The 18,104-nt window shown below is 72.4% G+C and carries 18 protein-coding genes and 1 pseudogene; 8 read left to right on the forward strand and 11 right to left on the reverse strand.

What is annotated here, in order from left to right; genetic code table 11:
- The first annotated feature begins 128 nt into the window (after positions 1 to 128).
- Positions 129 to 1,106, forward strand: coding sequence for an NAD-dependent epimerase/dehydratase family protein (locus tag ABD999_RS38690; protein WP_271275163.1), 978 nt, complete (start codon positions 129 to 131; stop codon positions 1,104 to 1,106).
- Here ABD999_RS38690 and ABD999_RS38695 read toward each other — a convergent pair.
- Both ABD999_RS38695 and ABD999_RS38700 read right to left on the reverse strand, forming a co-directional pair.
- A complete protein-coding gene (locus ABD999_RS38695) occupies positions 1,101 to 2,534 on the reverse strand; it encodes an MFS transporter (protein ID WP_271275162.1) in 1,434 nt (477 codons plus the stop codon). The two genes, ABD999_RS38690 and ABD999_RS38695, sit on opposite strands and share 6 nt — an antisense overlap.
- On the reverse strand, positions 2,489 to 3,118 hold the full coding sequence (locus tag ABD999_RS38700) for a TetR/AcrR family transcriptional regulator (protein ID WP_271275161.1): 630 nt from the start codon (positions 3,116 to 3,118) through the stop codon (positions 2,489 to 2,491). Before ABD999_RS38700 ends, ABD999_RS38695 begins: the two co-directional genes overlap by 46 nt.
- 118 nt (positions 3,119 to 3,236) lie before the next feature.
- On the opposite strand from ABD999_RS38700, the gene ABD999_RS38705 reads away from it, so the two are divergent.
- Positions 3,237 to 3,575: a hypothetical protein gene (locus ABD999_RS38705; protein WP_148036589.1), complete on the forward strand. Its 339-nt coding sequence runs from the start codon at positions 3,237 to 3,239 to the stop codon at positions 3,573 to 3,575.
- Here the strand turns inward: ABD999_RS38705 and ABD999_RS38710 are convergent.
- Positions 3,514 to 5,232, reverse strand: a complete 1,719-nt coding sequence (locus ABD999_RS38710) for an alkyl/aryl-sulfatase (RefSeq protein ID WP_271275160.1) — start codon at positions 5,230 to 5,232, stop codon at positions 3,514 to 3,516. The two genes, ABD999_RS38705 and ABD999_RS38710, sit on opposite strands and share 62 nt — an antisense overlap.
- A 123-nt stretch (positions 5,233 to 5,355) precedes the next feature.
- On the opposite strand from ABD999_RS38710, the gene ABD999_RS38715 reads away from it, so the two are divergent.
- From ABD999_RS38715 to ABD999_RS38725, 3 genes and pseudogenes are all read left to right on the forward strand, one after another.
- The gene (locus ABD999_RS38715; protein WP_261809056.1) at positions 5,356 to 5,997 is read left to right on the forward strand and encodes an HAD family hydrolase; all 642 of its coding nucleotides are present in this window, start codon (positions 5,356 to 5,358) and stop codon (positions 5,995 to 5,997) included.
- Positions 5,998 to 6,017: 20 nt separating this feature from the next.
- A complete protein-coding gene (locus ABD999_RS38720) occupies positions 6,018 to 6,956 on the forward strand; it encodes a ribose-phosphate diphosphokinase (RefSeq protein WP_148036586.1) in 939 nt (312 codons plus the stop codon).
- A 48-nt stretch (positions 6,957 to 7,004) separates the two neighbouring features.
- A pseudogene (locus tag ABD999_RS38725) lies at positions 7,005 to 7,217 on the forward strand (SDR family NAD(P)-dependent oxidoreductase); the annotation flags it as partial.
- Positions 7,218 to 7,223: 6 nt separating this feature from the next.
- On the opposite strand, the gene ABD999_RS38730 reads toward ABD999_RS38725, so the two are convergent.
- Positions 7,224 to 7,994, reverse strand: coding sequence for an SDR family oxidoreductase (locus ABD999_RS38730; protein ID WP_271275159.1), 771 nt, complete (start codon positions 7,992 to 7,994; stop codon positions 7,224 to 7,226).
- 84 nt (positions 7,995 to 8,078) lie between these two features.
- On the opposite strand from ABD999_RS38730, the gene ABD999_RS38735 reads away from it, so the two are divergent.
- Positions 8,079 to 8,807, forward strand: coding sequence for a nucleotidyltransferase domain-containing protein (locus ABD999_RS38735; protein WP_219551548.1), 729 nt, complete (start codon positions 8,079 to 8,081; stop codon positions 8,805 to 8,807).
- Here the strand turns inward: ABD999_RS38735 and ABD999_RS38740 are convergent.
- Positions 8,791 to 9,330: a TetR/AcrR family transcriptional regulator gene (locus tag ABD999_RS38740; RefSeq protein WP_219551550.1), complete on the reverse strand. Its 540-nt coding sequence runs from the start codon at positions 9,328 to 9,330 to the stop codon at positions 8,791 to 8,793. The two genes, ABD999_RS38735 and ABD999_RS38740, sit on opposite strands and share 17 nt — an antisense overlap.
- A 128-nt stretch (positions 9,331 to 9,458) precedes the next feature.
- Here ABD999_RS38740 and ABD999_RS38745 point away from each other — a divergent pair, with 128 nt between their 5' ends.
- Complete coding sequence (locus ABD999_RS38745) at positions 9,459 to 10,010, forward strand: RNA polymerase sigma factor (protein ID WP_271275158.1); 552 nt, start codon at positions 9,459 to 9,461, stop codon at positions 10,008 to 10,010.
- Entirely contained in the window at positions 10,007 to 10,576 is a 570-nt protein-coding gene (locus tag ABD999_RS38750; RefSeq protein WP_271275157.1) for a hypothetical protein, read from the forward strand. Before ABD999_RS38745 ends, ABD999_RS38750 begins: the two co-directional genes overlap by 4 nt.
- Positions 10,577 to 10,629: 53 nt before the next feature.
- Here ABD999_RS38750 and ABD999_RS38755 read toward each other — a convergent pair whose 3' ends face one another.
- From ABD999_RS38755 to ABD999_RS38780, 6 genes are all read right to left on the reverse strand, one after another.
- A complete protein-coding gene (locus ABD999_RS38755; protein WP_271275156.1) occupies positions 10,630 to 11,634 on the reverse strand; it encodes an ABC transporter ATP-binding protein in 1,005 nt (334 codons plus the stop codon).
- Entirely contained in the window at positions 11,631 to 12,608 is a 978-nt protein-coding gene (locus ABD999_RS38760) for an ABC transporter ATP-binding protein (protein ID WP_148036580.1), read from the reverse strand. The genes ABD999_RS38755 and ABD999_RS38760 overlap by 4 nt, the downstream gene beginning before the upstream one ends.
- The gene (locus tag ABD999_RS38765; RefSeq protein WP_148036579.1) at positions 12,605 to 13,489 is read right to left on the reverse strand and encodes an ABC transporter permease; all 885 of its coding nucleotides are present in this window, start codon (positions 13,487 to 13,489) and stop codon (positions 12,605 to 12,607) included. Before ABD999_RS38765 ends, ABD999_RS38760 begins: the two co-directional genes overlap by 4 nt.
- Entirely contained in the window at positions 13,486 to 14,532 is a 1,047-nt protein-coding gene (locus ABD999_RS38770; RefSeq protein WP_148036578.1) for an ABC transporter permease, read from the reverse strand. The genes ABD999_RS38765 and ABD999_RS38770 overlap by 4 nt, the downstream gene beginning before the upstream one ends.
- Complete coding sequence (locus ABD999_RS38775; RefSeq protein ID WP_271275154.1) at positions 14,529 to 16,334, reverse strand: ABC transporter substrate-binding protein; 1,806 nt, start codon at positions 16,332 to 16,334, stop codon at positions 14,529 to 14,531. The genes ABD999_RS38770 and ABD999_RS38775 overlap by 4 nt, the downstream gene beginning before the upstream one ends.
- A 120-nt stretch (positions 16,335 to 16,454) precedes the next feature.
- Complete coding sequence (locus ABD999_RS38780) at positions 16,455 to 18,080, reverse strand: ABC-F family ATP-binding cassette domain-containing protein (protein WP_219546950.1); 1,626 nt, start codon at positions 18,078 to 18,080, stop codon at positions 16,455 to 16,457.
- Positions 18,081 to 18,104: the final 24 nt, after the last annotated feature.

An 18,104-nucleotide genomic window follows, 5' to 3' on the forward strand; every position in this document is an offset into this window, starting at 1 on the left:
GATGCGACAACCTCCGAGCCGCCTCTGCCCGGCGGCAACGGGTCTAATCATCGAGTTCCGCTCTGAGCGATTCCGCTGTCGGCTTGGCGGGGTTACGTGCGGCCGGGCTCCGGCGGCACAGTGAGCGGATGAGACTTCTGGTGCTGGGCGGGACCGAGTTCGTCGGCCGGGCCTTCGTGACGGAGGCGCTGGCCCTCGGCCACGACGTGACCGTGCTCAACCGGGGCACGCACGAACCACCCGCCGGGGTGACCGCGCTGCGCGGCGACCGCACGCGGCCCGACGGGCTCGACGCGCTGGCCGGCGGCGAGTGGGACGTGGTCGCCGACACCTGGTCGTGGGCGCCGTCCGCGGTGCGCGACGCCGCCTCGCTGCTCGCCGGCCGGGCCGGTCACTACGTGTACGTGTCCAGCCGGTCCGTCTACGCCCCGCCCGTCCCGTACGGAGCCGACGAGAGCATGCCGGTCGTCGAGGGGTCGCCCGACGGCGGCGAGGGCGGATACGCGGAGATGAAGGCGGGCGGCGAACTCGCCGCGACCGCGGCGTTCGGCGGGCGGGCGCTGCTCGCCCGCGCCGGGCTGATCATCGGCCCGCACGAGAACATCGGGCGGCTGCCGTGGTGGTTGTCCAGGATCGCGCGGGGCGGACCGGTGCTCGCTCCGGAGCCCGCCGACCTCGGCCTGCAGTACGTGGACGCCCGCGACCTGGCCAGGTGGTGCCTCGAAGCCGCGCTCGACGGGGTCGGCGGCGCCTTCAACGTGGTGAGCCCGCCGGGGTTCGTCACCATGCGGGAGCTGCTGGAGACCTGCGTGCGGGTCACCGGGTCGGACGCGGAGCTGCGCTGGACGAGCGAGGAGGCGATCCTGGCGGCCGGGGTGCAGCCGTGGACCGACCTGCCCATCTGGCTGCCCGGCGAGGGCCACGCGTTCGTTCACGGCGGCGACGTGTCCAGGGCGGTGGCGGCGGGCCTGCGGTGCCGGCCGGTCGAGGAGACCGTGGCCGACACCTGGGCCTGGCTCAGGAGCATCGGCGGGCGGGCGCCCGTACGGCCCGACCGGCCCGCCGTCGGCCTCGACCCGGACGTGGAGGCCACACTGCTCTCATGACCGGCGCAGCAGGTCGTAGAGCGCCGCGGCGAGCCCCGCGCAGACGAACAGCACGACGACCATGAGGCCGTGCCTGAAGGCGACCGGCCAGCCCTGGCCGAGCAGGCCGAAGAAGACCGAGCCGGCGGCCGCGATGCCGATGGCCGAGCCGAGCCGCTGACCGGTCTGCAGCACGCCCGCCGCGCTGCCGCCGCCCGCCGGCGGCACCTGCGACAGCGTGACCGCCTGGTTGGGCGCGATGGTCAGGCCGCTGCCGACGCCCGCCACGAGCAGCGGCAGCGCGGTCGCCAGCGCCACGTGCGGGCCGGGCACGAGCAGGGTGGCGGCCATGGTCGCCAGCAGTCCGGCGACCACCGTGACCAGCCCGGCGACGACCACGCGGCGGCCCGCGCGGTTCACCAGCCGGCCGCCGACCACCGCCGCCCCGGCCGAGCCGACCGCGAACGGGGTGATCGCCAGACCGGCGAGCAGCGGGCTGTAGTGCAGGCCCGCCTGCAGGTAGAGGGTGAAGATGAAGAAGATGCCGGTGAACCCGGCGAAGTACAGCAGCGCGATCGCCGTACCGAGACCGTAGGAGCGCAGCCTGAACAGCGACAGGTCCACCAGCGGCTCCCCGCGGTAGCGCCGTTCCCAGGCGACGAAGGCCGCCAGCAGGGCCAGCGACGCCGGGACCAGCAGCCACTTGCCCGCGCCCGGCCACTGGTGCTGCTGGATGAACGGCAGCAGCAGCACGGTCACGGCCACCCCGAGCAGCAGCACCCCGACGGGATCCATGCTCTCCCTGCGGCCGGTCCGCTCCGGCGGCGGCAGCAGCCGGCGCGCCAGCGGCACCAGGACCAGCCCGATCGGCACGTTCACCAGGAACACCAGCCGCCAGCCCTGGTCGGCGCCGAAGGCGGAGACCAGCGCGCCGCCGATGAGCGGCCCCGCCGCGGTCGAGACGCCGATGGTGGCGCCGAGCGCGCCGAACGCCCGGCCCCGCTCCGCGCCCCGGAACATCTGCTGGATGAGCCCCGACACCTGCGGGTTGATCATCCCGGCGGCCAGGCCCTGCAGCAGCCGGGACACGATCAGCACCGGCATGGTGGGGGCGAACCCGCACGCCGCGCTGGCGAGCGTGAACAGCGCCACCCCCCACATGAAGACCGTCCGCCGGCTGCGCGCGTCACCCAGCCGGCCCGCCGGCACCAGGAGCAGGCCGAAAGTAAGGGCGTAACCGGACAGGATCCACTGCAGGCCCGCCTCCGACGCGTGCAGGCCCTCCCGGATCGAGGGCAGGGCGACGTTGACGATGCTCACGTCGAGCCCGGCCATGAACGCGGCCGTCAGGCAGACGGCCAGCGCGTGCTTGCGGGTGTCCGCCACGTGCTCCCCCGGTTCGGTCAGCAGCCCCGGAGCAGCGAGCGGGAGAGCGTCTCGTACACCCACGACTCCCACTCGGCCGGCGACCAGCGCCGCTGTTCGGTCAGCAGCTGGTACGTCTCCGGGCTCACCAGCGCGTAGACCAGATCTCCTGCCCTTTCCGACGACATGCCATCCCTCAGGCCGCCGATCTCCGCCAGGTGGCGGGCGAGCGCCAGGTGGTCGGCGTGGCGCTGGCGCTGGTTGGTCTCCCAGGTGACGGCCATCTCGGGGTCGGCGCCGGCGGCGTCGCGCAGGACGCGCATCAGTGGCGCCACGCGTTCGAAGATCACCCGGGCGTTGCCCACCCAGATCCTCAGCGACCCGGCGGGGTCGGGCTCCCCCGTGGCCTGGAGGGCCCACGGCCGCTCGATCAGCGGCACCGGCTCGTCGTCGCCGGCCGTCAGCACGTCGAGGCCCTCGGCGAGGACGCCGCGCTTGTTGCCGAAGTGGAAGTAGACCGTCTGGACGGCCACCCCGGCGCGGTCGGCGATCTGCTCCAGCGTCGTCGCGGCGTAGCCCTGGCCGACGAAGAGCCGCAACGCCTCCTCGACGATCCGGCGCCGGGTGGTTCTGCGCTGCTCCGCCCGCCGGCTCTTGACGCGGTCCACGAGCCTGAGCGTACTCTGGTGCCTCGATTCGCTAGAGCGGACTCTAGTCACGGTGTCGGACGCCCTGCTCGAGGGGGGCGGGGCGCTCGGCCGGGACCCGGCGGGTTACCGTGAGTAGGTGACTCGTGACGCTCGGGGGCAGCTCTGGCTGGTGGCGGCCACGCTGGCGTGGGCGGTGCTCGCGATGCTGTCGCCGCCGCTGGTCTGGCTGGTGTTCCCGCTGTTCTTCGGCTTCCTGCACGTGCTGCCGCTGTGGGCGGCGACGCTGGGTGTGACCGTGCTGACCTGCGTGAGCGCCGCGGCGGCGAGCTGGCACGCCGGTGGTCCTTCGGCGCCGCTGGTGCTCGGGCCGGTGCTGCTGGCGGCCGCGGCCACGCTGCTGTGGACGCGCCGGTTCAGGGGGTCACGATCGCGAAGCCGGGCACAGGGGCGTCCAGCGCGGCGAACAGGCGCTTGAGCGCCCGCATGTCGCCCTCCCTCGACACCTCGCCGACGCCCCGCCCCGCGAGCAGGGCGACGAGCTGTGCCTGGGTGAGCCGCAGCGTCAGGTCGACCGGCCCTTCCGGCGGGTCCGCCTGCCGGATGAGCACGCCGTTGGACAGCACCGTGCGGTAACGGCGGCCCAGGTCGGTCAGGTGCCAGTCGATGGCCAGGTTCTCGCTCCAGGCCTTCGGGCCGTCCACCCGGACGGCCAGCGCGTCCAGGACCTGCTCGGCGCCGAGCGCGGCGAGCGTGCCCGGCGCGACGGTCCCGCCGTCCGCGGCCGCGATCCCGTCCGTGAGCTCCAGCGCCCCCATCAGGTACGCGTTGCGCCAGGCGGGGTCGCGGGCCCCGTGGCCGAGCCGGGTGTAGACCTCGGCCAGCAGGTCGCGGGCCCGCTTGTTGCCCTCGTCCGCGAAGACCGCGTGGTTGAGGAGCTGGGCGGCGAAGCGCAGGTCGCCCCCGGCGGCATACCTCTCGGCCAGCGCCACCACGGCCGCGCCGCCGCCGAGACACTCCACGTAGCGGATCGCGCTCTGCCGGGGCGGGTGCTCCCACAGGTGGGCCGGGTTGCCGTCGAACCAGCCCAGGTAGTGCTGGTAGACGGCCCTGATGACGCCGGCCGAGCCGGGCAGGGCGGCCAGGGCGGGGGGCAGTTGCAGGCACTCGGCGATCTCCTGGGGGGTCAGGCCCTTGTTCATCAGGCGCACGGTCTGGTCGTGCAGGTAGGAGTGCAGGTCACGGTGCCGCTCCAGCAGGCGCGTGACCTCCTCGCCGCCCCGTACGGGCTCGTGGTGCGCGGCGAAGGCCACGTCGGCGCGGCCGGCGAAGAGCGTGACCGCCTCCGACAGACCGCGCGTCCACAGCCGGGGGTCGCACCCGCCCGGCGGGTCGCCGGCGTTCACCGCCAGGCCGAGCGCGCGCCGCTCGGGCAGCAGGAACGCCAGCGCCGCGCCGGGCACGAGCTGGAACAGGAACCGCACCCCGTCGAGCGTCTCCTCCTGGCCGGTCCGCTCGATCAGCGCCGTGGGCGGGACCAGGGAGACCGTGCCCGCCGACCGCGCCGGGCCGAGCCGCCCCTCGGGCCCTCCCGGCAGCGCCGGCCCGTAGGTGTAGGCGGCCCGGCGGTTCGCGGCGGGGGCCGCGTACAGGAACTCCTCGGCGGCGCGGTCCAGGAAGCCGGCGGGGGCGAGCACGGGCACGCCGCCGAGGGTGACGCCGCGGGAGCCGCCGAAGCGGTCGGCGCGGGAGTGCGAGTAGATCACCGCGGAGACCGGCCGGTCCCCGCGGTGCCCGCGGTACAGCCGCAGCGCGGCGACGGCGCACTCGGCGGAGCGGAGCGGGTCCACGACGACCACGCCGGTGTCGCCCTCCACGAGGGTCATCGCCGCCCGGTCGAGCCCGCGTACCTGATAGACGCCCTCGGCCACCTCGTACAGGCCGCGCCGGGCGAGCAGCCCCGCCTGCGCCCAGAGGCTCGGGTGCGCCGTGGCCGGGCAGCCGCCGTCCACCCGTCCGTACGCGTCCGCGTCCCACACCACCTTGCCGTCGGCGTCCCTGACGACGGCGGAGGCGAGCGGGGCGACGAAACCCGCGCCCCTATCGTCGTCAGCCTCGTACGGAAGCTCGGCCATGCCTGAGAAATGCCCGGAAAGCAGGATGGGCACGGTCAACGTACGTACGAAACACCGTGAACCTCCCTTGGCTTGACTTATCGGAAATAGTGGACGGCCGAGGGCATGGGTAGGGTCTTGTCCGTGGAAGCCTGCGTATTCGATCTCGACGGCGTGCTGGTCGACTCCGAGCCGGTGTGGGAGGAGGTGCGCCGCGCCTTCGTCGCCGAGCACGGCGGCACCTGGCAGGACGACACCCAGTCGCGGCTCATGGGCATGAGCACCGCCGAGTGGGCCTCGTACCTGCACGAGCTCGGCGTGCGGCTGCCGCCGGACGAGATCGCCCGGCAGGTCGTCGACCGGATGGCCGAGCGCTACCGCGCCCACCTGCCGCTGATGAAGGGCGCGCCCGAGGCGGTGCGGCGGCTCGGCGACCACTTCACGCTCGGGCTGGCCAGCTCCTCGCCCCGGCGGCTCATCGACGTGGTGCTCGAGTCGAGCGACCTGCACGACTGCTTCGACGCCACCGTCTCCACCGAGGAGGTGGACCGCGGCAAGCCCGCCCCCGACGGCTACCTGAAGGTGGCCCGGCTCCTCGGCGTCGATCCCGACGAGTGCGTGGCGGTCGAGGACTCCAGCAACGGGCTGCGCTCGGCGGACGCGGCCGGCATGCGGGTCGTCGCCGTCCTGCACCCGCGCTACCCGCCCGCGCCGGACGCGCTGGTCCTGGCCTGGCGCATCGTCGAGCGTCTGGACGCGCTCACCCCCGAGCTGCTCGACGGGTGATCCGCTACTCTTGGGAAATCGTGCGAGACATCACGGTTTTCAGTGGCAGCGCCCATCCCGAGCTGGCCGAGGAGATCTGCTCCCACCTCGGCGTCCCCCTCCATCCTGTGCGCGTCTCGCGCTTCGCCAACGACGTCATCGCGGTCCAGCTCCAGGCCAACTGCCGCGAGCGCGACGTCTTCCTGATCCAGCCGCTGGTGCCGCCCACCCAGGAACACCTGGTGGAGCTGCTGCTCATGCTCGACGCCGCCCGGGGCGCCTCGGCGGCGCGCATCACCGTCGTGCTGCCCCACTACGCCTACGCCCGCTCCGACAAGAAGGACGCGCCGCGCATCTCGCTCGGCGCCCGCCTGGTGGCCGACCTGATGGTGGCGGCCGGGGCCGGCCGGGTGCTGACGATGACCCTCCACTCGCCGCAGGTCCACGGCTTCTTCAGCGTCCCCGTCGACCACCTGCACGCGCTGCGCGAGCTGGCGGCCCACTTCTCCCGCCACGACCTGTCCGACACCGTCGTGGTCTCCCCCGACCTGGGCAACGCCAAGGAGGCCGCCCACTTCGCCCGCCTGATCGGGGCCGATGTGGCGATGGGCGCCAAGCAGCGCTTCAGCGACGACCGCGTGGTGATCAGCTCGGTGATCGGCGACGTCGAGGGCAAGGACGTGATCATCCTGGACGACGAGATCGCCAAGGGAAGCACCGTCATCGAGCTCCTCGACCGCCTCCGCGAGCGCGGCGTCCGCTCCGTCCGCGTCGCCTGCACCCACGGCCTGTTCTCCGACGGCGCGATCGAGCGGCTCAGCGCGCTGCCGGAGGTCAAGGAGATCGTCTGCACCAACACCGTCCCCCCGCCCAAGCCCGGCGACAAACTCACGGTCCTGTCCATCGCCCCGGCGCTGGCCGAGGCCATGCGCCGCATCCACTTCGGCGAGTCCGTCAGCGCCCTGTTCGGCACCCCGTGATCGACACCGGACTGGCCGCACACGACCCCCTCCGGCTCCGCCGCGGAGGAGCTGGCCGCCGAGCTCGGTGACGCGATCGCCGTCGAGGCCGACCTGGCCGCGCCGGACGCGGCGGCGCGGCTGCTCGGCGCGGTCGAGCGGCGGCTCGGGCCGGTGGACGTGCTGGTGAACAACGCCGGCGCCGTCGTGTTCCTGGCCTCACGGCAGGCGCGGTGGATCACCGGGCAGGTCATCCAGGTCGCCGGAGGGCACGCGCTCTGACGGCGGTCAGGCGGAGATGCCGCCGTCGCTCTTCAGCAGCTGGCCGTTGATCCAGCCGCCCTGGGGCGAGCAGAGGAACTGCACCAGGTCGGCGGTGTCGCGCGGGGTGCCGAGCCGGCCCAGCGGGGTGTGCTCGGCGCAGGTGGCCTTCAGGTCGTCGGGCATCCACCCGGTGTCGATCGGGCCGGGGTTGATCACGTTCGCGGTGACGCCGAGGTGGGCCAGCTCGCGGGCGGCGGCGAGCGTGATGCGGTCCAGCGCGCCCTTGCTCGCCCCGTACGGGAGGTTGCCGACGACGTGGTCGCTGGTGAGCGCGATGATCCGGCCGGTGCCGTGGGCGCCGCGGAACCGGCGGCCGTACTCGCGGATCAGCAGCCAGGAGGCGCGGGCGTTGACGGCGAAGTGGCGGTCGAAGCTGGCCACGGTCGTGTCGAGCAGCCCGGAGTCGACGGACTCGCAGTGGCACATCACCAGCGCGGTGACGTTGCCCAGCCGGCTCTCCACCTCGTCGAACACCCGCGCCGGCGTCTCCGTCTCGACCAGGTCGGCCTCCACGGCCGCGACGGCCGCGCCCTCGCCCACCAGCGCCTTGCGGATCGTCTCGGGGGCCCCGGCCTCGGCGCCCCACGCCATCCGCTCGTCGTACGGAGTCCAGTAGGTGAAGCCGACGTCCCACCCGGAGGCGGCCAGCCGGGTCGCGATCCCGGCCCCGATCCCCACAGTCCTGCCCACCCCGGTGATCAGCGCCACGGGCCGCGCACTCTGCTCGAAGCTCATCCGGAGATGGTCCCCGAGCGGGCGCGTCCGGGGCAATGCCTTTAACCGCTTGTCATCGAACCATGGAGAGGGAGAGTAGAGATCATGCACACCTCTACCGAGATCCTGCTCACCCGGTTCCTGTCGGAGGCCGGGGCCGCCGTGCCGCTGATGGCGGTGTGGGCGCACGGGTCACTGGCCAAGGGCGACTACCAGCCGGGGCGGAGCGATCTGGACCTGATCGCCGTGGTCCGGGAGCCGCTGGACGAGCGGCGGCGCGACGCTGTGGAGCGGCTGCACCGAGGGCTGGACGGGGCGCTGGCCGAACGGCTGCACTGCTCGTACATGACCGACGGGCAGCTGGCCGAACACGGACGGGAGCACGTGACGTGGGCGATGGGCGAGCTGTTCGAGCGGCCCGTCACCGCCGTGACCCGGCGGGAGCTGCTCACGGGGGCGCTGGAGCTGTACGGACCGGGGCCGGACGCGTTGATCCCGCCGGTGTCCGACGCGGAGCTGGCCGCGTTCGTCCAGGCCGATCTGCGGGACTTCTGGCTGGTGAAGACGCGGGGCCGGCGGCGGTGGCTGCTGGACGAGTGGGTGGACCTGGGCATGGTCACGGTGGCGCGGGCGGCCGTGACGCTGCGGGACGGGCGGTTGATCAGCAAGCGGGAGGCGCTCGACGTGCTCGGCGAGATGGGCGCGCCGCCGGTCGTGGTGGACGGGATCAGGGCCCGCAGGTACGGGACGGACGGGCCGGTGCTGAGCCGGTTCCGCAGGGCGAAGCTGGCCCGCCGGTTCATCAGGCAGGCGATCGTCAGAGTGCTCGGGTGAGGCGGCGCAGCGCGCCGGTGATCTGTTCCGGGCTGAGCGTCCGGCGCTGCTGGACGTAGACGTCGGGGGCCAGCGGGGCGAGCAGGACGTCGGCCAGCGCGTCGGGCCCGGGGGTGCCGGCGGCGGCGAGCAGGGAGCGCACGTGCGCGCGCCAGAAGCCGTACGCGCCGGTCTCGAACCGCGAGCGACCCACCTCGCTGCCCAGCACCAGGTGGGCGTGGTCCTCCAGCAGGCCGACCATGGCGGCGTAGAAGGCGGCCAGCCGCTCGGCCGGCGGCGCGCCGGGACCCAGCGGCGGGTCGCCGCGCAGCAGTTTCTCCTGCAGGGCGCGCTCGTGCTCGTCGAGCAGGGCGACCGCGATGGCGGCGCGGTCGGGGTAGCGGCGGTAGAGGGTGCCGCGGCCCACGCCGGCCGCCTTGGCGATGTCCTCCATCGTCACCTCGTGCGGCGGCCTGCTCGCGAACAGCTTCGCGGCCGCGTCGAGGACGCGGGCCCGGTTGCGCGCGGCGTCGGCTCTCTCCATCAGCAGTCGGGGCGATGCTCCACCCCGTCCCCCTTCCGTACGAGCAGTCTCGCAGAGCCGGCTCCTTTGTAAGGCACCGGCCGTCTCCCGCCAATTACAGGTGTGGATCGACGAGAGGAGCGTGGCCGGTGCGTCGCAAACAGGCGGAGTTCGCCACCGACATCGGGGCGTTCGAGGCCTTCTACCGGCGGCACGTCGACGGGGTCACGCGATTCCTGGCCCGCCGGGTCGACGACCCTCACCAGGTCGCCGATCTGGTGGCGGACGTGTTCCTGGCGGTGATGGAGTCCGCCCACACCTATCGGCCTGAGCGGGGCAGCGAGGTCGCGTGGCTGTACGGCGTGGCCCGCAACACGCTCTCCGCCGAACGGCGCCGGGCGTTGCGTGAGTCCCAGCTGACCGACCGGGTGAGCAGGCGAAGACCGCTGGACAGCGACGACATCAGCCGGGTGGAGAAGCGGATCGACGCGGAGCGGCCCGCCAGGCGGGCCTTCCAGGCGATGGCCGAGTTACCGGAGGGTGAGCGCGCCGTGCTGGAGCTGGTCGTCATGGACCAGCTGACGGTCACGGAGGCCGCGGCCGCCCTGGGCATCCGGTCGGGGACCGCCATGGTGCGGCTGCACCGCGCGCGCCGGACTCTCAAGGACCTGCCTTTCGTCACGGAAGGGATCATCGTATGAGCTTCGAGGAGCAGTTGCTGATGGATCTGAAAGCCGAGTTCACGGCGCGCGAGGACAGGCGCCGTCGCGGGGGGCGCCGCCTGTTCCTGGGGCTGGCGGTGACGGGGGCGGCGGCGGTCACGGCGCTCGCGGTGCCGCTGCTGACGGGCGCGCAGAGCGCGGCGTACGCGGTCACCGAGAAGTCCGACGGCACCGTCGGGGTGGAGATCCGCGAGTTCGAGGAGGCCGACCGGCTGGAGAGGGATCTGCGGGCGGCGGGCGTCAAGGCCGACGTCACCTACCTCGGCCCCGGCAAGCGGTGCGAGCGCGACCGGGGAGTGAGCAAGCTCCTGCCGGACGGGGCCGTCCACATGCGGAAGGGCGGGCTGGACATCGACCCGCGGCTCATCGACGAGAACCACACGCTGGTGCTGGAGTTCGCCGAGAGGGGCGGGGAGGACCCCGGAGTGGTGTGGACGCTCGCGACCATGATGATCCCCGGCGAGCCCGGCCCCTGCGTCGTCGTCGACGACCCGGACTGGGACGACCTGGGCGGCCCGGAGGGACAGCCTCCCGCGGGCAGCTGACCCCGGAACGACGCGGTCCCGGCCGCCGATACCGGGCCGGGACCGCGCGCCTTTCAGCCGGTGGCGTCCGCGTAGTAGCAGGCCGCCTGCGCCCCGGCCGAGGCGGGCAGGATCTCCAGCAGCTCACCCCTGCACCGTGCGTCCACGCCCGCCTCCGCGGCCTTGCCGGAGGCGAGCACCTGGCACCGGGCGTGGAAGCGGCAGCCGCCCGGAATCCTGGTCGGGTCCGGCGGCTCGCCGGTCAGCACCACCCGTTCGGGAGACTCGGGCAGCACCGACAGCAGGGCCTGCGTGTACGGGTGACGCGGCGCGGTCAGCACCTGCTCGACCGGCCCCGACTCGACGATCCGGCCGAGATACATGACCGCCACCCGGTCGGCGATGTTCCACGCCAGCCCCAGGTCGTGCGTGACGACCAGCGCCGACAGGCCAAGCTCGTCGCGGAGCCTGAGCATGAGCGCGAGGATCTCGCCGCGCACCGACGCGTCGAGCGAGGCCACCGGCTCGTCGGCGATCAGCACCTTCGGGTCCAGCGCCAGCGCCCCGGCGATGACCACGCGCTGCCGCTGCCCGCCGGACAGCTCGTGCGGGTAACGCAGCAGGAACCGCTCAGGCGGCCGCAGCCCGGCCCTGGCCAGCGCGTTGTTCACCACGTCCGCCTCGTCCGGCAGGCCGTGGATGCGCGGGCCCTCCGCCACCGCCTCGTAGACGGTCTGCCGGGGGTTCAGCGAGCCCATCGGGTCCTGGAGGACGAGCTGCACCTGCCTGCGGTACTCCTTGAGCGCCCGGCTGGCGTACCGCAGCGGCTCTCCCCCGTACCGGACCGTGCCGGACGTGGGCTTCTCCAGGCCGAGCAGCGTGCGCGCGAGCGTGGTCTTGCCGCAGCCGGACTCGCCGACCAGCGCCACGATCTCGCCCTCGCCGACCGCGAGGTTCACGCCGTCGACCGCGCGGGCGCGGCGCCCGCGCGAGGCGAACTCCACGTGCAGGTCGCGGGCCTCCAGGAGGGTACGGCGGGCCGTGGTGACCTCCTCGGCCGGGGCTTGCGTCTCTGTCATGCCTTCTCCTGTACGCGGTCCCGTACGTGGACGCAGGCGGCGGCGCGGCGGTCGCCGGCGGGCCACAGCTCGACGTCCAGCGTCGGGCACTCCTCCAGCGCGACCGGGCAGCGCGGGTGGAACGAGCATCCCGTCGGCAGGTCCATCGGGTCGGGCGGGTCGCCGCCGAGTCCCTTGGGCGCCAGCCGCGACGCCGGGTCGCCGACCGTCGGGAACGCCGCCGCCAGCGCCTGGCTGTAGGGATGCCGGGGGTCGTGGAACACCTCGCGCGACGGGCCCTGCTCGACCACGCGGCCCGCGTACATGACCGCGAGCCGGTCGCACACGTCGGCGAGCACCGAGAGGTCGTGCGAGATCATGACCAGGGAGATGTCGTGCTCGGCGACCAGTTCCTTGATCAGCGTCAGCACCTGCGCCTGCACCATCACGTCGAGAGCCGTCGTGGGCTCGTCGGCGATGATGAGCCGGGGCGAGCAGGCGAGCGCCATCGCGATCATGACGCGCTGGCGCTGGCCGCCGGACAGCTCGTGCGGGTAGCTGCGGGCCCGCCAGGCGGGCAGGCCGACCTGTTCCAGCAGCTCGGCCACCCGCTTGCCGGCCTCGCCGGGCTTGGCCAGGTTGTGCACGAGCAGCGGCTCGGCGATCTGTTCGCCGATCCTGTGCACCGGGTTGAGTCCGTGCTGGGCGCCCTGGAAAACGATCGACGCCTGGGCCCAGCGGACCGCGCGCAGGCGGCCCCACTTCATGGTGAGCACGTCCTCGCCGTCGAGCAGGATCCGGCCGGTGACGCGGGCGTCGCGCGGCAGCAGCCGCAGCAGCGCCATGGCCAGCGTCGACTTGCCGGACCCCGACTCGCCGGCGACCCCGAGGGCCGCCCCGCTGCCGAGCGTGAGCGACACGCCTCTCACCGCGGGCACCTCGCCCTCGGCGATGCGGTACGTGACCGAGACGTCGTCCAGTTCTAGCAGACTCATGCCCCTGCCTTCCGGAGTCGCGGGTTGAGCACGGTCTCCAGCGCCCGGCCGCAGAGCGTGAACGCCATGACGACCGCGAGGATGCACAGGCCGGGGATGAGGATGTACCACCAGGCTCCGTAGCTGGCCGCGTTCCAGTCGTAGGAGCCGCGGAGCATGGTGCCCCAGGAGGTCTTGTTCGCGGTCACGCCGAGGAAGGCCAGCGTCGACTCGGTGACGATGGCGCTGGCGACCTGGAGCGTGGTGCTGGCCAGCAGCAGCGGGGCGACGTTCGGCAGCACGTGGCGGGTGGTGATGTGCCAGTGGCCGCCGCCGAGCGCCTTGGAGCGCTCGATGTACGGCCGCGCCTCCACCGCCAGCGTCTGCGCCCTGATGAGGCGGGCGGTCGACGGCCAGGAGGTGACGCCGATCGCCATGATGATGGTGAACGTGCTGCCGCCCAGGATGGCCGCCAGGACGAGAGCGGTGACCAGCGAGGGCAGCACCAGGAACCAGTCGGTCACGCGCATGATGACGGCGCCGATCCAGCCGCGGAAGTGGCCGGCGGCGATGCCGAGCACGGTGCCGATGCCCACGGTGAGCAGCGCGGCCAGGAAGCCGATGAGCAGCGACGTGCGCGAGCCCCACCAGACCATGAGCAGGATCGAGCGCCCGGACTCGTCGGTGCCGAACGGGTAGTCCAGGCTCGGCGGGGACCATCGGGGCCCGGTGTTCTCGACCACGCTGGTGACGCCCTGGTCGATGAAGAGCGGCGCGACGACGGCCAGCGTCACGGCCACGACCAGGATGACCAGGCCGGCGAGGCCGCCGCGCTGTTTGCGGAAGTCCTCCCAGAACCGGCCGAGCGCCCGCTTCCTGCGGGTCCACGTGAAGGTGCTCATGCGGACCTCACCCTCGGGTCGAGGAGGTGGTAGACGATGTCGGCCAGCGTGTTCATCAGGATCACCGCGACCGTGATGAGCATGAACGTGCCCTGCATGAGCGTGAAGTCGGGCACCGAGATCGCGTCGTAGAACAGCTTGCCGAGCCCCGGCCAGCTGAAGACCGTCTCCGTGGTGACCGCGCCGCCGACGACGAAGCCGATGTTCATGAACACCAGCGTCACCGTGGGCAGCAGCGCGTTCGGGACGGCGTGCCTGCGCCGCAGGTCGTCGTCGCGCAGCCCCTTGGCCCGCGCGGTGTTGATGTAGTCCTGGCCCAGCTCGTCGAGCAGGGACGAACGCATGACCAGCAGGTACTGCGCGTACACCACCCCGACCATGGTCAGGCAGGGCAGCACCATGTGCCAGGCCACGTCCAGGACGTAACCGAAGCCGTCGGGCGCGTCGACGCTCTCGATGCCCCGGGTCGGGAAGATCTGGAGCCAGGCGGCGAACACCATCATCAGCAGCAGGCCGAGCCAGAACGTCGGCACCGACCACAGCACCAGCGAGGTGGCCGTGGAGAACCGGTCGAACCGGCCGCCCGGCCGCCACCCGGCCCTGGTGCCCTGCCAGAGGCCGAGGCTGACGGCGATGACCAGACCGACCCCGGTGAGCAGCAGCGTCGGCCCGAGGCGCTCGCCGATGAGGTCGAGGACCGGCCGCTTGTACTCGTAGGAGGTGCCGAGGTCCAGGCGGAGCGTCTTGCCGACGAAGTCGAGGAACTGCTCGGGCACCGGCTTGTCCAGGCCGAGCCGGCTCCGTTCCAGGTCGAGCTGCGCCGGGGTCATGTTGCGGCCCTGCGCGAGGTTCCGTACCGGATCTCCGGGGAGGAGCCGGAAGAGGAAGAACGTCGCGACGATCACCATGGCGATGCTCAGCAACGCCCCGCCGGCCTTGGTGAGCGCGTAGCGCAGCACGCCGCGGCGGGCGGGGCGGTCGTCCCCAGCGGGGCCCGCCGCCTGGGCGGCGGCGGGCTCTGCTGCTTCGAGCGGTGCTGTCATTCGCGGTCGTCCGCGGCGGACTTGCGCCGCCTGGTGAGGAAGAACGCGCCGACGCCGATCACGACCACGGCGCCGACCACGCCGGCGATCAGAGCGGTGTTGGAGCCGCCCTCCTCGGCCGTGGCCGAGGACTCGACGGCCTCCAGCGAGTAGAACGGCCAGAAGCTGCTCGCGCCGTACAGGATGCCGTCCTGCTCGGGCACGGACGTGATGCTCTTGATCCGGTCCTTGCGGTAGCCCTCGAGGTCGTTGGTGTAGTAGATCGCGATGACCGGGGCGTCGGTGTAGAGGCGCTCCTGCATCTGCTTGATGAGGTCGGCCCGCTTGGGCCGGTCGAGCTCCTTGAGCTGCTCCTGGTAGAGCTTCTCGAAGGTGTCGTCGCAGTAGAACGACTCGGTGCCGCCGCCCTCACCCGACGGGGTCGGCCGCCGGCTGCACAGGTGCGTCGCCAGGACCTCCTCCGGGTCGGGGTTGACCGACCAGCCGGAGATCGCGATGTCGAACAGGCCGGTGACGCCGGTCTCCTCGGTGAACTTGCTGGAGTCGAGCTTCTTGGTGGTCAGCGTGACGCCGATCTCCTTGAAGAAGCCGGTGAGGTACTCGGCGAGCTTGTCCTCGATCGGGGTGTCGGTGTGGATGCTGAAGCGGAACTCCAGCTTGCGGTCACCGTCGGGCATGGTGCGGACGCCGTCGGCGCCCTTCTTGTAGCCGGCGTCGTCGAGGATCTGGTTGGCCTTGGCCGGGTCGTAGGAGACCTTGGTGTCGCCGGCGGCCTCCCAGAAGAAGTCCGTGTACATGGGCGGCACGATCGAGCCGTGCGCCGGCTTGGCCAGGCCGTTCTGCACCTCGGCGACGAGCTTGTCCTTGTCGATGGCCTGGTGCAGCGCCTGGCGGACCTTCTGGTCCTTCAGCGCCGGGTGGCCGTCGCCCACTTCCTTGTCGTCGGTGGTCGTGGCGCCGTGGTTGATCTGCAGGTAGACGGCGCGGCGGCCCTGCTGGTTCCACTGCACGATGTTCGGGTCGCCCTTGAGTGACTCGAACTCCGGCGGGTTGAGCCGGCCGATCAGGTCGATCTCGCCGTTCTTCAGGCCGATGATGGACGCCGCCGGGTTCTCGTAGAAGACGACCTGGAGCTCGTCGATCTTCGGGGCGCCGCGCCAGTAGTTCGGGTTGGCCTGCAGCTTGACGTACTGGTCCTTCTTGTGCTCGACGGCGATGTACGGGCCGCTGGTCACGGCCGGATACTGGTCGCCGGAGAAGTCCGCCAGGTTGCCGACCTTCTCCCAGACATGCTTGGGCATGATCGGGATCGGGTTCTCCAGGATCGAGGCCTGGGGGTTCTTCAGCTTGATGACCAGGTCCTGGCCGTTGGCCGTGACGCTCTCGAAGTTCTCCGCGGCCGGACCGTTGGCGGTCTTGGCCGCGTCATCCGTCATGATCTTGTTGAACGTCCAGGCGGCGTCCTCGGCGGTGACCGGCTGGCCGTCGGACCACTTGGTCTCGCGGATCTTGAAGGTCCAGGTCAGACCGTCCTCGGAGCTGCTCCACGACTCGGCCAGGTCCGGGCTCGGCTGCAGCGTCTTGTGGTCCGGAACCGTCAGGAAGCCGTACATCCAGCGGTGGATTGAGGTCGACACCAAGCGGACGGCGAGGAACGGGTTCATGGAGTCAACGGCCTGGGTAGCGCCCACGCGGATGATCTTCTTTCCCGCCGCGGGGTCCTGGGCCAGAGCCACCTGACCCTGACCGGCCACCAATAGCGCGAAGCCCAGCACTGCCAGGCGTGCGAGCCATTTCCTCATGTGTGCCTCACCTTCAGGCGGGGGGTTATCTGTGTAGAGCACGGCACACCATAGGAACTACGCATGTCAACGAGATACGGAGAATTGTTTCATCTTCGTATCTTTGTGCGGTGTAAATTTTCAGTGGGACTCGGACACGCGTCCCTGGTCCACCACGAGCCTCCTGCCGACGCTGACCGCCTCCAGCATGCGGCGGTCATGGGTGACGAGCAGGAGCGTGCCGGGATAGCCGGCCAGCGCCGACTCCAGCTGCTCGATCGCGGGCAGGTCGAGGTGGTTCGTCGGCTCGTCGAGCACCAGCAGGTTGACGCCCCTGGCCTGCAGCAGGGCCAGCGCGGCGCGGGTGCGCTCGCCCGGTGAGAGCGTCGAGGCGGGCCGCAGCACGTGGTGCGCCTTCAGCCCGAACTTGGCCAGCAGCGTGCGCGCCTCACCCGGCACCAGGTCGGCGTGCGCGGTGAACGCGTCGAGCAGCGCCTCCTCCCCCTCGAACAGCCCGCGCGCCTGGTCGACCTCGCCCACCACCACGCCGGAGCCGAGCGAGGCGTGCCCCTCGTCCGGCGGGACGCGCCCGAGCAGGGCGCCGAGCAACGTGGTCTTGCCCGAGCCGTTGGCCCCGGTGATCGCCACCCGCTCGGCCCAGCCGATCTCCAGGTCGACCGGCCCCAGCGTGAAGCCGCCCCGCCTGACGACCGCGCCGCGCAGCGTGGCCACCACCGCGCCGGAGCGGGGCGCGACGGCGATCTCCATGCGCAGCTCCCACTCCTTGCGCGGCTCCTCGACCTCCTCCAGCCGCTCCAGCAGCTTCTCCGTCTGCCGGGCCTTGGCGGCCTGCTTCTCGGTGGTCTCGACGCGGGCGTTGCGCCCGATCTTGTCGTTGTCGGGCATCTTGCGGCGGGCGTTCTTGACGCCCTTCTCCATCCACGCCCGCTGCCTCCGGGCGCGGCCCTCCAGGTCGGCGCGGGTCTCGGCGTACTCCTCGTAACGCTCCCTGGCGTGCCGCCTGGCGACCTCGCGCTCGTCCAGGTAGGCCTGGTAGCCGCCGCCGAACAGGTGGATCCGCTGCTGGGCCAGGTCGAGCTCCAGCACGTCGGTGACGGTCCTGGCCAGGAACTCACGGTCGTGGCTGACCACGACCGTGCCGGCCCGCAGGCCCTTGACGAAGCCCTCCAGCCGGTCGAGCCCGTCGAGGTCCAGGTCGTTGGTGGGCTCGTCGAGCAGGAACAGGTCGTAGCGGCTGAGCAGCAGCGAGGCCAGCCCGGCGCGGGCCGCCTGGCCGCCCGACAGCGAGGTCATCGGCTGCTCCAGCGCCACCGGCAGGCCGATCGCCTCGGCGCGCTCGTCCAGGTCGGCGCCGCCCAGCGCCAGCCAGCGCTCCAGCGCCACGCTGTAGGCGTCGTCGGCGCCGGGCGCCTGATCGGCCAGGGCCTGCGCGGTGGTGTCCAGGTCGCGCTGCGCCCGTGCCACGCCGGTGCGGCGGGCCAGGAACTCCATCACGGTCTCACCCGGCCTGCGATCGGGCTCCTGCGGCAGGTAGCCGACGGTGGCGGCGGCCGGGCTGAGCCGGATCTCGCCCTCCTCGGGCCGGTCGAGGCCGGCCATCATGCGCAGCAGGGTCGACTTGCCCGCGCCGTTGGCCCCCACCAGGCCGATCACGTCGCCGGGGCTCACGACCAGGTCCAGCCCCGTGAACAGCACCCGCTCCCCGTGACCGGCAGCCAGCCCCCGTACCACCATGGTCGCGCTCATGTACGGCGATGCTACTAGGCTCCG

It is taken from the genome of Nonomuraea ferruginea (assembly GCF_039540635.1).
Lineage (GTDB): Bacteria > Actinomycetota > Actinomycetes > Streptosporangiales > Streptosporangiaceae > Nonomuraea > Nonomuraea ferruginea.